Here is a 15549-nt window from a genome sequence, read left to right on the forward strand (position 1 = left end):
GAGCGAGTAATGGCGAAAGCAGTCGGCATCGATCTCGGCACCACGAACTCGGTGATCGCCGCCACGATAGACGGCCATCCCACGGTGCTGCCCAACGCGGAGGGCTCGCGTACGACGCCGTCCGTGGTGGCCTTCACCGATCAGGGCGAACGGCTGGTAGGCCAGATGGCCCGCCGCCAGGCCATACTGAACCCGAAGGGAACGATCTATTCCTCGAAACGATTCATCGGCCGCCGCTTCGACGAGGTCAAGAGCGAGATCCACGCGGTCTCCTTCGACGTGGTCGAGGGACCCCAGGGAGCCGTGCGCTTCCAGGTCGGCGACAGGCAGTACGCGCCGGAGGAGGTCTCCGGCCTCGTCCTGCGGAAGCTGGCCGCCGACGCGGCGAAATACCTCGGTGAGAAGGTGACCGAGGCGGTCATCACCGTTCCGGCGTACTTCAATGACGCCCAGCGCCAGGCGACCAAGGACGCGGGGCGGATCGCGGGGCTCGAGGTCCTGCGGATCATCAACGAGCCGACGGCGGCGGCGCTCGCGTACGGGCTGGACAAGAAGACGAACGAGACGGTGCTGGTCTTCGACCTGGGCGGCGGCACCTTCGACGTCAGCATCCTGGACATCGGCGAAGGCGTGGTCGAGGTCCGCGCCACCTCCGGCGACGGTCACCTCGGCGGCGACGACTTCGACCGCAGGATCGTCGACCACCTGGCCGACGAGTTCCAGCGGGACCAGGGCATCGACCTGCGCAACGACCCGCAGGCCCTGCAGCGACTCTTCGAGGCGGCCGAGAAGGCCAAGGTGGAGCTCTCGGAGGTCACCCAGACCACGATCAGCCTGCCGTTCATCACGGCGGACGCCTCGGGGCCGAAGCACCTCAACACCACGCTCATGCGCTCCACGTTCGAGCAGATCACCGCCGACCTGGTCGAGCGTTGCATCGCCCCCGTCAAGCAGGCGATGGAGGACGCGAAGCTCAGGCCCGTGGACGTCGACGAAGTGATCCTCGTCGGCGGGGCGACCCGGATGCCCGCCGTGCAGAATCTCGTGCGCCGGCTCACCGAGGGCAAGGAGCCCAACATGACGGTGAACCCGGACGAGGTCGTCGCGATCGGCGCGGCTGTCCAGGCGGGGATCATCAAGGGCGAGGTGCAGGACGTCGTCCTGCTCGACGTCACGCCTCTGTCGCTGGGCGTCGAGACGCTCGGCGGGCTCATGACCAAGGTGATCGAGCGCAACACGACCATTCCCGCGCGCCGTACCGAGGTCTTCAGCACGGCCGAGGACAACCAGACCGCCGTCGACATCGTCGTACTGCAGGGCGAGCGTGAGCGCGCCGCCGACAACCGGGTGCTCGGGCGCTTCCGGCTGGAGAACATCCGGCCCGCGCCGCGGGGGGTGCCGCAGATCGAGGTCACCTTCGACATCGACGCCAACGGCATACTCAACGTCTCGGCACGGGACAAGGACACCGGCGCCGAGCAGCGGATCACCATCAGCGAGAGCTCCAACCTGGACAAGTCGGAGATCGAGCGGATGGTCGCCGACGCCGAGCGGCACCGTACGGAGGACGTCAGGCTCCGCGAGACCATCGACGCGCGCAACGAGCTGGACTCGGTCGCGTACCAGGTGGAGCGCCGGCTGGAGGAGCTGGGCGACGCGGTTCCCGTGCACGAGAAGGCGAGGGCCGAGCAGCTCGTGGAGGAGGCCCGGCAGGCGATCAAGGAAGAGGCGCCGATCGACCGGCTGCGCACACTCAGCGGCGAGCTGCAGCAGGTCTATCACAGCCTCGGAGCCGCCGCGGGCGGCGGTCCCAGCGTGCCGCCGCAGGACAGGACGGAAGGTGTCCCGGGCGGTGAGGAGGACGTGATCGACGCCGAGTTCACGACGTCGGAGCCCGAGTGACATGAACGAGCACACACCCCAGGCCCAGGCCGGCGCGCAGGGTGAGGAAGCCATCTCGCCCGCGGAGACCGACGCGAAGCTCGCGGAGCTGGAGGACCGCTGGCTGCGTGCCGTCGCCGACCTGGACAACCTGCGCAAGCGCATCGCCCGCGACGCCGAGCGGATCAGGGCGGAGGAACGGGCGAGGGTGGCGGCCGAGTGGCTGCCCATCCTGGACAACCTGGAGCTCGCGCTGAGCCACGCAGGCGACGGCGGCGCGGACGCGGTACTCGACGGGATACGGGCCGTGCGTGACCAGGCGGTCGCCCTCCTGGCCAAGCTCGGCTACCCCCGCCATGACGAGGTGGACGTACCCTTCGATCCCGCCCGCCACGAGGCGGTGGCCACCGTCGAGCGGGCCGATGCCGACCCGGGCACTGTGGTGGAGGTGTTCCGTCCCGGCTACGGCGATGCCGAGCGGCAGCTCAGGCCGGCGATCGTGGCCGTCGCGAAGAAGGTGGAGTGATGGCCCCACGGCGCGACTACTACGAGGTGCTCGGCGTGGGCAGGAACGCCGACGCCGACGAGATCCAGCGGGCCTACCGCAAGCTCGTGCGCGCCTATCACCCTGATGTCAACAAGGATCCCGGCGCCGAGGACAAGTTCAAGGAGATCTCGGAGGCGTACTCCGTGCTCTCCGATCCCGAGACGCGCCGCCGCTACGACGCGTTCGGGCACGATTTCCGCCAGGTGCCGCCCGACGTGGACCCCGCCGAGTGGGCTCGCGCCCGTGCGGGCGCCGGCGCGCGGGCCGGCGCGGGCGGCCAGTGGCGCCAGGCCCGGCCCGGGGACTTCGGCTTCGGCGAGGGAGTCGACCTGGAGGACCTGCTCGGCGGCATGTTCGGCGGCCGGGGCAGACGGCACTGGGGCCCCGTGCCCGGTGCCGACCAGGAGGCGGAGCTGACGCTCTCCGTCGAGGAGGCCTACCACGGCGGGCGGCGCACCATCACGCTACCCGGCGGGAGGCGACTGGAGGTCAACATCCCACCCGGGGTCACCAACGGTCAGCGGATCAGGCTGGGCGGCCAGGGCGGGCATGGAAGCGACGGAGCGCCGGCCGGCGACCTCCTCCTGATCACGCGAATCGCCCCCCATCCCCGCTACCGCGTGGAGGGCCGCGACATCCACGCTTCGCTGCCTCTCGCTCCGTGGGAGGCGGCGCTGGGCGCCGCGGTCGCGGTGGACACCCCGGGCGGCGAGGCGAAGGTGAAGGTGCCGCCGGGCACGTCCTCGGGCCGCCGCCTGCGGTTGAAGGGCCGCGGTATGCCAAATCCGCGCGGAGCGCCCGGCGACTTCTTCGCCGAGGTCCGGATCATGGTGCCGGCCAGGCTCACGGACGAGGAGCGGCGCCTGTTCGAGCAGCTCGCCGCCGTCTCTCGCTTCGACCCGAGGGGGCGTTCATGACGTACGCGATCGTCCGCCCGATCCGACTCGACCTGGACTCCTACGCGCGGGCCACGGGCCTGCACCCGCAGGCCGTGCGCCGGCTGGTGACGCTCGGCCTGCTGGAGCCGACCAGGGACGCCAGGGGGGAGTTGTGCTTCGCCCCCTCCCAGGTGGCAACCGCGGCCCGGATCCAGCGGCTGCACGAGGGATTGTCCATCAACTACGCCGCGATCGGCGTGGTGATCGACCTCCTCGACCGGATCGAGGAGCTGGAGGCCGCCCTGCGCGGCCTCTCACGACGCTAGGGGGCTGGAGTGGACCCGAACAGGATGACGCAGAAGTCGCAGGAAGCCCTGCACGACGCCCAGACCAAGGCCCTGCGCTTCGGTCACACCGAGGTCGACGGCGAGCATCTCCTGATGGCCCTGCTCGACCAGCCAGAAGGTCTGGCACCCAGGCTGGTGGAGCAGGCCGGAGCCGATCCGCGGCGCCTGCACGCCGACCTGGAGGCCGAGTTGTCGCGGCGGCCCAAGGTCAGCGGGCCGGGCGCCGCGCCGGGCCAGGTGTTCGTCACCCAGCGCCTGTCGCGGCTGATCGACGCCGCCGACCGGGAGGCGAGACGGCTGAAGGACGAGTACATCTCTGTCGAGCACCTGCTGCTGGCCCTGATCGAGGAAGGACCCACGACCGTGTCCGGTCGGCTGCTGCACGAGCAGGGGCTGACCAGGGACCGGTTCCTGGAGGCGCTCACCTCCGTACGCGGTCACCAGCGCGTCACCTCGGCCATGCCCGAGGTCGCGTACGAGGCGCTGGAGAAGTACGGACGCGACCTGGTCGCCGACGCTCGGGCGGACAAGCTCGACCCGGTGATCGGCCGCGACACGGAGATCCGGCGGGTGATCCAGATCCTCTCCCGCAAGACCAAGAACAACCCGGTGCTGATCGGCGACCCCGGCGTCGGCAAGACGGCCGTCGTCGAAGGGCTCGCCCAGCGCATCGCCAATGGCGACGTCCCCGAGGGGCTGCACGACAAGACCGTCTTCAACCTGGACATGGGCGCGCTCGTGGCGGGCGCCAAGTACCGCGGGGAGTTCGAGGAGCGCCTCAAGGCCGTGCTGAACGAGGTGAAGGCGGCGGAGGGCCGAATCCTGCTGTTCGTGGACGAGATGCACACGGTGGTGGGAGCCGGGGCGACCGAGGGAGCCATGGACGCGGGCAACATGCTCAAGCCGATGCTGGCCCGCGGCGAGCTGCACATGATCGGCGCGACCACGGTCGAGGAGTATCGCCTGCACATCGAGAAGGACGCCGCCCTGGAGCGCAGGTTCCAGCCGGTGCTGATCGACGAGCCCTCGGTCGAGGACACCATCTCGATCCTGCGCGGCCTGCGCGAGCGGCTGGAGGTCTTCCACGGCGTGAAGATCCAGGACAGTGCTCTCGTCGCCGCGGTGACGCTGAGCCACCGCTACATCTCCGACCGGTTCCTGCCCGACAAGGCGATCGACCTGGTCGACGAGGCGTGCGCGATGATCAGGACCGAGATCGACTCCATGCCGGCCGAGCTGGACGCCCTCACCAGGCGGGTGCGGCGGCTGGAGATCGAGGAGGCCGCCCTGGAGAAGGAGGAGGACCCGGCCAGCCGGGCCAGGCTCGCCGAGTTGCGCACGGAGCTCTCCGCCCTGCGTTCCGAGGCCGACGCGATGCGGGCGCAGTGGGAGGCCGAGCGCTCGGCCCTGCGCAAGGTCCAGAGCCTGCGGCAGGAGATCGAGCACGTACGGCGGGAGGCCGAGCAGGCCGAACGCGACTACGACCTCAACCGTGCCGCCGAGCTTCGCCACGGCAAGCTCCCCGAGCTGGAGCGCCGGCTGCGCGCCGAGGAGGAGCGGCTGAGCAGCCGGCAGCACGGGCAGCGGCTGCTGCGCGAGGTGGTGACCGAGAACGAGATCGCGGACATCGTCTCGCGCTGGACCGGCATTCCCGTGTCCCGGCTGCAGGAGGCCGAGCGGGACAAGCTGCTCAAGCTCGACCAGATCCTGCACGAGCGGGTCGTCGGGCAGGAGGAGGCCGTGCGACTGGTGGCCGACGCCATCATCCGCGCCCGCTCCGGCATCAAGGATCCCCGTCGCCCCATCGGGTCGTTCCTCTTCCTCGGGCCGACCGGGGTCGGCAAGACCGAGCTGGCCAGGTCACTCGCGGCGGCCCTGTTCGACACCGAGGACAACATGGTCCGCATCGACATGAGCGAGTACCAGGAACGCCACACGGTCAGCCGCCTCGTCGGTGCCCCTCCCGGCTACGTCGGCTACGAGGAGGGCGGGCAGCTCACGGAGGCGGTGCGGCGCAAGCCGTACTCGGTGGTGTTGTTCGACGAGATCGAGAAGGCCCACGCGGACGTCTTCAACACGCTGCTGCAGGTCCTCGACGACGGCCGGCTGACCGACGCGCAGGGCCGCACGGTCAACTTCCGCAACACCGTGATCATCATGACCTCGAACATCGGCTCGCACCACCTGCTCGACGGGATCACCCCCGACGGCGAGATCAAGCCCGAGGCCCACGACGGGGTGATGGCGGAACTGCGCCGGCACTTCCGCCCCGAGTTCCTCAACAGGATCGACGACGTCGTGCTGTTCAAGCCGCTGACCGAGGCGGAGATCGAGCGGATCGTCGAGCTGATGTTCAACGACATCAGGCAGCGCCTGGCCGAGCGGCGGCTCACGCTGGAGGTCACCGAGGACGCGCGCAAGCTCATCGCCAACCAGGGGTACGACCCCGTCTACGGCGCCAGGCCGCTGCGCCGCTTCATCGCCCGCGAGGTCGAGACCAGGATCGGCCGCGCCCTGCTGGCCGGCGACGTCCCCGACGGCTCGACCATCACGGTCGGCGCCGACAAGGGGGAACTCAACGTCACCTTCCACTCGCCGAGGAGCTGACATGCACACCGTCGTGACCTGCGTGAACTGCGGGAGGCAGAACAGGGTTCCGGCCGCGGCCGAGGGCCGGCCCCGCTGCGGGAACTGTCACCAGCCGCTGCCGTGGATCGCCGACGCCGGCGACGACACCTTCGCGGAGGTCGCGGAACGGGTGCACCTCCCCGTACTCGTCGACTTCTGGGCGCAGTGGTGCGCGCCGTGCCGGGCGGTCACGCCCGCGCTCGAACAACTCGCCCACGAGATGGCCGGACGGGTGAAGCTCGTCAAGGTCGATGTGGACCGGGCCCCGGCCCTCTCGCAGCGCTTCACGATCACGGCCGTCCCGACGCTCATGATGCTCAACGAAGGCCGCGTCGTGGCACAACGCGCGGGCGGGGCCCCGCCGGCCCAGCTCCGCGAATGGGTCGAGGGGACGTTGAGGACACCGTCATGATGGAGTCGGCGGCCTCCCTGTCCGAGACACCGGACCTGCATGGGGCCTATCCCCGTCTGGACGAGCGGCGCGTCGCCGAGCTGTCGAAATGCGGCGAGCGCAGAACCGTGTCGCCCGGCGACGTGCTCTACCGGGAGGGTGAGCAGGCCCGGGAGTTCATCGTGATCCTGCGGGGCAAGGTGGCCACGGTCGAGGGGTACGGCGGCGAGGAGGAGCGGACGATCGCCGTCCACGGCCCCGGACGCTTTCTCGGCGAGCTCGGCCTCCTCACCGGCCAGGCCGGATTCCTGACCGCCGTCGTGCGGGAGCCCGGCGAGATCCTCGCTGTTCCGGCTGACCAGGTGCGCACGATGGTGGCCGGTGACCCGGCGTTCGGAGACCTCGTCCTGCGGGCCTACCTGACCCGCCGCACCATGCTGATCGGGATGGACGCCGGGTTCCGCATCATCGGCTCCCGCTATTCTCCCGACGCCCGCCGGTTGCGCGAGTTCGCCGCCCGCAACAGGCTCCCGCACCGATGGATCGACCTGGAGGAGGATGAGGAGACGGATGCGCTCCTCCGCCACCTCGGCATCTCCCCGCAGGAGACCCCGGTCGTGATCTGGCGCGGAGACCAGGTGCTGCGCAACCCGTCCGTCGCCACGCTGGCGAAGACCATCGGCCTGCCGGCGCCCCGGCCGGCCGACGGCGTGTGCGACCTGATCGTCGTGGGCGCGGGCCCCGCCGGCCTGGCCGCGAGCGTGTACGGGGCCTCGGAGGGCCTGACCACGGTCGTGCTTGACGCGATCGCCGCGGGCGGCCAGGCGAGCACCTCCTCCCGCATCGACAACTACCTCGGCTTCCCGTCGGGCATCTCGGGCGCCGAGCTCGCCGAGCGGGCCGTCATCCAGGCGGCCAAGTTCGGCGCCCGGCTGACCGTCCCGGCCGAGGCGAGCGGGCTGGAGGCGGACGACGGCCACTACACCGTCCACGTCGCTGAAGGGCCTGTCGTACGGGGCCACGCCGTACTGATCGCCACCGGCGCCCGTTACCGCAAACTCGACGTCCCCGATCTGGAGAAGTACGAAGGGTGCGGCGTGTACTACGCGGCGACGCCGTTCGAGCTGCGCATGTGCCGCCAGGCGCCGGTGGTCATTGTCGGCGGCGGCAACTCCGCGGGCCAGGCGGCACTGTACCTGTCCAGGAACGCCTCGTCGGTGCGCCTGCTCGTCCGCAGCGGCGACCTCGGCGGGAGCATGTCCCGCTACCTCGCCGATGCGATCACCAGGACTCCCGGCATCGAAATCATGTTCCACACCGAAGTACGCGAGCTCCTCGGCGACAGTTCTCTGCGGGCCGTGCGCGCCCAGAACAACCAGACCGGGCAGTTCATCGAGATCGAGACCAACGCGATGTTCGTCTTCATCGGCGCGGATCCGCACACTGGATGGCTGGAGGGCGCCGTCCCGCTGGACGACCGGGGCTTCGTCATCACGGGCGTGGGCTCGTCGTCACACTGGGAGGCCCTGCCCCTGGAGACCGGGCGGCCGGGCATCTTCGCCGTGGGCGACGTCCGCAGCGGATCGACCAAACGGGTCGCGTCCGCCGTCGGGGAGGGCGCCATGGCGGTACGCCTGCTGCACGAAAGGTTCAACAAGACAGGGAATCGACAGGAAGGACGGTGATCCGGATGCCAGTGATCGCGGTTTCCAGGTTCGAGCACTTCTTCCGCGCCGCCGCGGGGCTAGACGTGGACAAATCCGATCTCAAGCGCTACAGCGACTTCATCAACCGGAAGCTGTACGACATGCTCGTCGTCGCCGAGGCCGCGGCGAAGTCGAACAGGCGCGACATCATCGAGTTCTGGGACCTGCCCATCACCAAGGGACTGCAGGAGAGCATGCACGACTTCCAGGACCTGGACGAGGAACTGGATCTGGCATCGATCCTGGCGGACCTCGCGGCGCTGCCTCCGCTGGATCTGTCGCTCAGCGAAGAAGCCGAGGCCCGGCTACCGGCTGTGGCGGGTGGGCTCTCCGTGGCGCTCGCCAGGGCGATCAGAACCATAGAGCCTGACCGCAAGAACCCGGCGAGCAAGGAGTGGACACGCACGATCCGTGTCTTCGACCTGCTGCTATGACGAGATTCGGCGCGTTGCTGGTGTCTCTGCTCGCCACGCGATCGGATGGTGGCTGCTCGGGCACAGGCAGGCCTGGCCCACCCCGCAGGGAGGATGAACACGTCTGATCATCCTGGTGGGGTGGTGGCTCGGTGGCAGCATCGGAATCCAGATCGCCGTCCTGGTCGCGCTCGTCAGCAACGGCGTCGCCTACTTTCTTCTCCGACGGCTGGCTCGCGCTGCACCAGATGGTCCACGAACTGTCGGAGGAGGCGCACCAACCCATGCCCCGGCTGTACGTTTCGCCGGTCCTCGGGCACGAGCTGTCGCACGTCTACAACCGCGACATTCTGATCTCCTCCGTGGCGGGGCCCTGGCCACGATGGTCACCTACCTGGCCTCGTACTCAACCTTTCAACCCCTGCTCTACCAGGTGGCTACGGCCGGGATGAGCAAAGACCTACGCCGCTAAGTAGGGTGCTGCCCGAGAAGCGGCGCGTGGAGCTGGCGCATCCCGAGATTCGTCCCGACCAGACGAGCGTGACGCTCATGGAGCGCTTCGACTTCGTGCTGGCGCCGTACAAGCCGCGGCTGCGAAATGCGATCTCACTCTCGGCCGGACCGCCACCTCGTTCAGGCGCCGGGGCAGCCTCCTGACCGACCTGGCCGCCATCGGCCTTCAGCGCCGCGACCTGGACCGGTTTCTGCAGTACGCCGGCGACGCCGTGGACCTGGCCGACCAGACCCAATCCGCGGGTTACGTGGGCAGGAAACTGCACGACGTACAAAAGCAACTTCAGCCCCTTCTGTCCGACAGCCGGGTGGTTCATGCAGACCGCGACGGATAAGCAGGACCGTACCTTTCGCGAGGCATGGATCGCGGGAGTGAACAAGCATTACCCGGGCGAACCCAAGCTCTCCTACGTCACCCCGTGGGAGGACACCCCATGAATGGGAACGCCAGGCAGTCGCCGCTGTATGCGCTCAAGTGCGTGCTTTCGTCGAGGTTAGCGCCGGCAGCACTGCCAAGCTGACACAACCACAAGCATATCGACGATCCCAAGCCGTCCTATGTAGCCGACCGGGATGCCCTTCCCGAATGGCAGCGAGGACCGACGCCGACATCTTCGAACACCTCGAAAACGATGTATCGCTAACAAGCTGATTATTCTGTCATTATTGGCGACCTTGCAGGCGGCAAAGACATTCAGCGCCGGACGCCCATGCGGTGCCGCCAGGCGAGGGCGATCCAGGCCGCGAGGGCGACGAGCGCCACGAGGACGATGATGCCGATCTTGAGGGGAGTCCCCATCGCGCCTTGGTCGTCCATCACGGTCGCCGGCGCGGCGGCCTGGTTCCGCTCGGGCGCCGTCGCCTGGCCCGTCGCCTGGCCCGTCGTCTGGCCCGTTGCGGGGGCGAACTGGTCCTGCTCGCCGAGCCCGAGGCGTGGTCCAGGGCCGCTGACCCGTCCGCCGGCAGCGAACGATTCGAGGCGACGGAGGTCAAGGATCTGCTGCTCCGCCTGACACTGCGCTGATCTCATGGAGAAGATCGCGCGTGGGGACGGCCGACGCCCCGGCTCACGTCCGTCCGGCAGTCTCTCGTCGGCATGGGCCGGATGGCCGTCAAGACCGTGTTCGGCATGGCGGACGGCGTCCAGCCCGCCTCGCGGCACCTGCAGCTGGCGACGACTCTCAGCGTCTGCGACTCGACGGAGCCCGCCTCGTCGCACTGATACGCCCAGCGTTCCAGCTGGTCCAATTCGTGATGTTCGGTCGGCCGAAAAGGTCTTGTATCGGCAATCGTTATCGCTTACGTTGACGCTGCAAACGTAACCGATAACGATTGCAACTAGTGAGGGCTGCATGGCCGTGGGCGGCACGCCGGTAACGATGAGCGATGTCGCGCGATTAGCGGGCGTCTCGACGGCGACCGTGTCGCGAGTGGTCAACGGCCGTTACGGCGTCAGCGCGAGCACCATCGCACAGGTCCGCTCGGCCATCGAGCACCTCGGCTACGAGTCGAGCCTGGTGGCCACCAGCCTGCGGCGCAGCCGCACCAACGTCCTCGGCCTGGTGAGCCACAGCTTCCAGTCCTACACGGCCGAAGTGCTCAAGGGCGTGATGGAGGCGCTGACCCAGTCGGGCTTCGACCTGATCATCTACGCCAACAGCGACCTCTACGGAACGTACTCCGAGGGCTGGGAGCGGCGGCATCTCGCCCGCCTGTCTGGCACGCTCACCGACGGCTGCATCGTGATCACGCCCTCGGGCGACATGCGGAGCAACACCCCGGTCGTGGCCATCGATCCGGCGCGGGACTCGACGGTGCCGTCGGTGACGGCGGACAACCTCGCGGGGAGCACCGCGGTCGTCGAGCATCTGCTCGCCCTGGGGCATCGGCGGATCGCATTCATCGCGGGCAGGTCCAATCTGGAGGCCGCATGGTTGCGCGAAGAGGGATACCGCAGAGCACTGGCCGCAGCCGGGGTGCCGGTAGACCCCACGTTGATCGCCAGGGGCGACTTCAACCCCGAGTCCGCGGTCCCGCTCGCACGGGCGCTGATGGACAGGGAGGACCGTCCGACGGCGATCTTCGCGGCGAGCGACGGGATGGCCCTGAAGGCCCTGGACGTCGCGCAGGAACTGGGGCTAAGCGTTCCCGGCGACCTGTCGCTGGCCGGGTTCGACAACATACCGGAGTCGGCGCTGAGCGATCCGGGGCTGACCACGGTGGACCAGTCGGTGTACCGGCTCGGGTTCGAGGCCGCCCGCATGCTGAGGTCGCTGGTGAACGGTAACTGGGAGGGCCCACACCAGATAGTGCTTCCCATCCGCTTGGTGGTACGCGGCTCCACCGCGGCACCCAGAACGCCCTGAAAGCGGGGCATCACACACAGTGTGATGAGCGGCACATCTGAACGCTCGAGCCACCGAGCGTTCAGATGCAAACCCCTTACCCATGGAGGTACGTGCACACAGAAACCCGCAGCACATTCACCAGTGAGTCAGGTCGGCCAGGCGGGTGCCATCCGCAGCCAACCATCAAGGGAGTTAAACATGCGTTCATTAGCCTATCACGGCAGCTCGCGGCCTATTGGCGTACGCCGATTCGCGGTGGCGATCGCCGCCGGAGCCATGCTGATCGCGGCAGTGCTGCTCGCGCCACGGCCGGCGGCGGCGGACACGCCATGGCTCAGCGTCTCCGAGGACGGCTACGCGTCGTTCACCGTTCCGGTGGCCTCCGTCGAGGCAGCCGTGGGCCAGGTGTCCGGGGTCCTCATCGAGGGGAACTTCGGGCCCTCCTTCACCTGGGCGGAGTTCGGCCTTACCCGCCGGGGCACCGCCTTTTCCGGGGTCCTCGGCCCGCTCAAGCCGGGGCTGTACACCTACCAGGTCACGGGCGATGACACCAAGGGTCTCAAGGACCCGACGAACGGTACGAGCGTCGCGTCCAAGCCGCTCCTGAGCACCTTCTTCGTGGCGGGCGACTCGGTGCGCCTGCTCGCGGACGTGCCTCAAGGGCAGGGCGGCAAGGTCGAGACCCTCACATATCGGACCAAGGGTCAGGAGCGGTCGGCGCTGGTGTGGTTGCCGCCGGCGTACTCGGGCAAGGGCCCCAACGCCTACCCGGTGTTGTTCCTGCAGTCCGCCACCGGTGTGAGCGCCACCGACTGGCTCGACCTCGGTCGCGCCAAGCAGATCCTCGACAACCTGTCGGCTCAGCGGTCCATGGAGCCGATGGTGGTCGTGATCAGCGACGGTGACGCGGCGGCCGGCGACAAGGAGCTCCAGAAGGCCGTCACGGAGCGCTACCGGGTGCACCGCGGCGCGGCGCACCAGGCGATCGCCGGGGTGGCCGAGGGTGGGACGCAGGCGCTACGTGCCGCACTGTCCCATCCGGCTCAGTTCGCCTACGCCGGCTCGTTCTCGGGTCTGCTGACGGACGGCGTCGGCCGGCCGGACACGCACGCGATCAAGCTGCTGCGCCTGTACACCGGGAACGTGACGGATCCCGCGTACAACGCGACCAACCGGCTGACGAAGGCGCTGGACCGCGCCCGGATCACGTACGAGTTCGACGGGGTCAATCCCGACGCCGGGGCGAACTGGAACGCCTGGCAGGAGAACCTCATCGACTTCGTGCCGCGGCTGTTCCGCAGGGTGTCGGACCATGGCCCGAGCGCCGGTCACGGGCGGCTGAAGGGCGAGTTCAACCCGCCGGCCCCCGGCACCACGCCGACGCCGTTCGTGAGCGAGGACCGCTTCGTCACCTTCGAGACCACGACCGACTTCAAGGACGCCCAACGCGTCAAGGTGTGGGCGAACTTGGCTCCCAACGGCAGCTGGCTGCGTGTCCGGCTGTCGCGCGAGGGCGACCGGTGGCGGGCGACCGTGGGTCCGCTCGACCCGTGGTTCTACTACTACCGGCTGATGGTGGACGGCGTCTCGGTCAAGGACGTGTCGAACCCGACGAAGGTGACCTCCGAGCCGACCTGGAGCACCTTCCTCGTCAACGGCGAGAGGTCGCGGCTGCTCTCCGACGTGCCCGCCGGCCAGGGCGGAAAGGTGGAGAGCCTGACGTACCGGAGCACCGTCGCGAACCAGGACCGGACCGCGCTGGTCTGGACCCCGCCGGGATACGACCCGAACCGCGCGGAGCCGTACCCCGTCTTCTACCTCCAGCACGGTAGCGGCCAGAGCTACACCGACTGGGTGGAGATGGGCCGCGCCAAGCAGATCCTCGACCACCGGTTCCTCGACGGGGACCTGGTGCCGATGGTGGTGGTGATGGGCAACGGCAACGTGTCCGACTTCACCAAGGAACTGCTGGAGAACATCGTTCCGGCGGCCCGTGCCCGGTATCACATCTCCAGCGACCCGTCGCGGCAGGCTCTCGCCGGCCTCTCGATGGGAGGTGGGCAGACGCTCACGCTGCTCAAGGCGCGCCCGGGTCAGTTCGCGTACGTCGCGGCGTTCTCGGCCGGGTTCGGCAGCGGCGCCGGCGTCGACGCGCAGGCGATCAACAACGGGACCAAGCTGTTGCGCCTGTACGTCGGCGACCAGACCGACTTCGTCTACCCGTCGTTCATGACGTCCCTGACCACGTTGAACAACCTCGGCATCCGCTACGAGTTCGACGGGGTCACCCCGGGGCCGCACGGCTGGGACGTGTGGCAGAAGAACCTCATCGACCTGGCACCGCGCCTGTTCAAGCGCTGACGGAAGCCCGGCCCGGGCGACATATCGCACCCGGGGCGATGTTAGCGCTCACAAGAGAATCGACACGGGGGCGGGGCACGGGTGGCGTCACCTGTTCCCCGTCCCGTTCGATCACTCTCCTACAGCGATCCCCAAGGGAAACAAGCCAATGAAGAAAAACAGGATCATCGCGGCGGCCCTGCTCGCCGCCACCTCCGCGCTCGCCGCCTGCTCCTCCGGCCAGCAGGCCGGCACCGCGAGCAACCCGAGCGGAAACGCCGTCGCCAGCAACTGCACGAACACGATCCCCAAGAAGAACCTGCCGGTCGTGACGATGTGGGGCTGGTACCCCAACATGCAACTCGTCGTCGACAACTTCAACAAGCAGAACGGTGAGGTGCAGGTCTGCTGGACCAACGTCGGCCAGGGCAGCGACGAGTACGACAAGTTCCAGACGGCCATCTCGGCGGGAACCGGGGCGCCCGACGTCATCATGATCGAGATGGACCGGATCCCGACCTTCCAGATCCAGAAGTCGCTCGTCGACATCAAGCAGTACGGTTATGACCGCGTCAAGGCCGACTACAGCGAGGGCGCGTGGAAGGACGTCTCCGTCGGTCAGGCGGTCTATGGCGTGCCGGTCGACGGTGGTCCGATGGCGATGATCTACCGGAAGGACCTCTTCGAGAAGTACGACATCAAGCCGCCGAAGACCTGGGACGAGTACGAGCAGGCCGCGCAGAAGATGAAGGACGCGGGCGGCCCGCACTTCGGCGACTTCGCCGCGAACGTCTCAGCCCTCACGATGGCACTGCAGATACAGAAGGGCGCGTCTCCGTTCGCCTACGACCCGGCGCAGCCGGAAAAGGTCGGCGTCAAGCTGAACGACCAGGGCTCCAAGGACGTGCTCGACTACTGGGCGCGCCTGGCGAAGAAGGGGCTGGTCGGGACACAGGACCAGTTCACCCCCGAGTACATCTCCGGCGTCATCAACGGTAAATACGCCACGTACATCTCGGCGGCGTGGGCGCCCGGCTACCTCACCGGTGCCGGTGTCGGCAAGGGCGAGGACACCGGCAAGTTCGCGGTGGCGCCGCTCCCGCAGTGGGATCCCGCCAACCCGGTGCAGGTGAACTGGGGCGGGTCTGCCTTCTCCGTGACGAGCCAGGCGAAGAACCCCGAACTCGCGGCGAAGGTGGCGTACAGCCTGTACGCCGACAAGGAGTCGCTCACCGACGGCTGGACCAACCAGATCATCTTCCCGCTGAACCTCAAGGCGCTCAACTCCCCCGAGTTCGTGAACCTGAAGGTGGCGTTCTTCGACGGCCAGCAGGCGAACAAGGAGGTCTACGTGCCCGCGGCGAACGCCTACAAGGGCATGACCTACAGCCCGTTCGGCCAGTACTACTTCGACGCCTTGACGAAGCAGGTCAGCGCACTCATCGAGGGCTCCGTCACCGGTGCGCAGGCCGCCGACCGGCTGCAGGAAGACGTGGTGAAGTACGCCAAAGAGCAAGGTTTCACCGTTCAGTGACGAGCAGGGTGGGGCCGCGCCGT

At 68.5% G+C, this 15549-nt stretch carries 13 protein-coding genes; 11 read left to right on the forward strand and 2 right to left on the reverse strand.

The genetic code is table 11. The annotated features are described in order from the left end of the window. The first annotated feature begins 9 nt into the window (after positions 1–9). The 8 genes from dnaK to H4W80_RS51795 are packed head-to-tail and all read left to right on the forward strand — an operon-like array spanning position 10 to position 8812. On the forward strand, positions 10–1902 hold the full coding sequence (gene dnaK, locus H4W80_RS51760; protein ID WP_192791794.1) for a molecular chaperone DnaK: 1893 nt from the start codon (positions 10–12) through the stop codon (positions 1900–1902). Position 1903: 1 nt separating this feature from the next. Next, on the forward strand, positions 1904–2407 hold the full coding sequence (locus tag H4W80_RS51765) for a nucleotide exchange factor GrpE (RefSeq protein WP_192791795.1): 504 nt from the start codon (positions 1904–1906) through the stop codon (positions 2405–2407). Continuing rightward, positions 2407–3345: a DnaJ C-terminal domain-containing protein gene (locus H4W80_RS51770; protein WP_192791796.1), complete on the forward strand. Its 939-nt coding sequence runs from the start codon at positions 2407–2409 to the stop codon at positions 3343–3345. Before H4W80_RS51765 ends, H4W80_RS51770 begins: the two co-directional genes overlap by 1 nt. Further along, complete coding sequence (locus tag H4W80_RS51775) at positions 3342–3632, forward strand: chaperone modulator CbpM (protein WP_192791797.1); 291 nt, start codon at positions 3342–3344, stop codon at positions 3630–3632. The genes H4W80_RS51770 and H4W80_RS51775 overlap by 4 nt, the downstream gene beginning before the upstream one ends. Before the next feature lie 24 nt (positions 3633–3656). Then, positions 3657–6260 (forward strand): ATP-dependent chaperone ClpB, encoded by a 2604-nt coding sequence (gene clpB, locus H4W80_RS51780; protein WP_225966194.1) that lies wholly within the window; start codon positions 3657–3659, stop codon positions 6258–6260. 1 nt (position 6261) lies between these two features. Beyond that, positions 6262–6693: a thioredoxin gene (trxA, locus tag H4W80_RS51785; RefSeq protein ID WP_192791799.1), complete on the forward strand. Its 432-nt coding sequence runs from the start codon at positions 6262–6264 to the stop codon at positions 6691–6693. Then, a complete protein-coding gene (locus H4W80_RS51790) occupies positions 6690–8357 on the forward strand; it encodes an FAD-dependent oxidoreductase (protein WP_225964141.1) in 1668 nt (555 codons plus the stop codon). Before trxA ends, H4W80_RS51790 begins: the two co-directional genes overlap by 4 nt. A gap of 5 nt (positions 8358–8362) precedes the next feature. Then, positions 8363–8812 carry a DUF1931 family protein gene (locus H4W80_RS51795; protein ID WP_192791800.1) on the forward strand — a complete coding sequence of 150 codons (450 nt, stop codon included), beginning with the start codon at positions 8363–8365 and terminating at the stop codon, positions 8810–8812. A 416-nt stretch (positions 8813–9228) separates the two neighbouring features. Here H4W80_RS51795 and H4W80_RS51800 read toward each other — a convergent pair whose 3' ends face one another. Both H4W80_RS51800 and H4W80_RS51805 read right to left on the reverse strand, forming a co-directional pair. Beyond that, positions 9229–9585, reverse strand: a complete 357-nt coding sequence (locus H4W80_RS51800; protein WP_192791801.1) for a hypothetical protein — start codon at positions 9583–9585, stop codon at positions 9229–9231. Positions 9586–9998: 413 nt separating this feature from the next. Then, positions 9999–10334: a hypothetical protein gene (locus H4W80_RS51805; RefSeq protein ID WP_192791802.1), complete on the reverse strand. Its 336-nt coding sequence runs from the start codon at positions 10332–10334 to the stop codon at positions 9999–10001. A gap of 349 nt (positions 10335–10683) precedes the next feature. Here H4W80_RS51805 and H4W80_RS51815 point away from each other — a divergent pair, with 349 nt between their 5' ends. From H4W80_RS51815 to H4W80_RS51825, 3 genes are all read left to right on the forward strand, one after another. Then, complete coding sequence (locus H4W80_RS51815) at positions 10684–11670, forward strand: LacI family DNA-binding transcriptional regulator (protein WP_192791803.1); 987 nt, start codon at positions 10684–10686, stop codon at positions 11668–11670. Between the two features lie 180 nt (positions 11671–11850). Further along, positions 11851–14013, forward strand: a complete 2163-nt coding sequence (locus H4W80_RS51820; RefSeq protein WP_192791804.1) for an alpha/beta hydrolase — start codon at positions 11851–11853, stop codon at positions 14011–14013. A 148-nt stretch (positions 14014–14161) separates the two neighbouring features. After that, positions 14162–15526, forward strand: a complete 1365-nt coding sequence (locus tag H4W80_RS51825; protein WP_192791805.1) for an ABC transporter substrate-binding protein — start codon at positions 14162–14164, stop codon at positions 15524–15526. The last annotated feature ends 23 nt before the right edge of the window (positions 15527–15549 follow it).

The sequence above is a fragment of the Nonomuraea angiospora genome (assembly GCF_014873145.1).
Classification (GTDB): Bacteria; Actinomycetota; Actinomycetes; order Streptosporangiales; family Streptosporangiaceae; genus Nonomuraea; species Nonomuraea angiospora.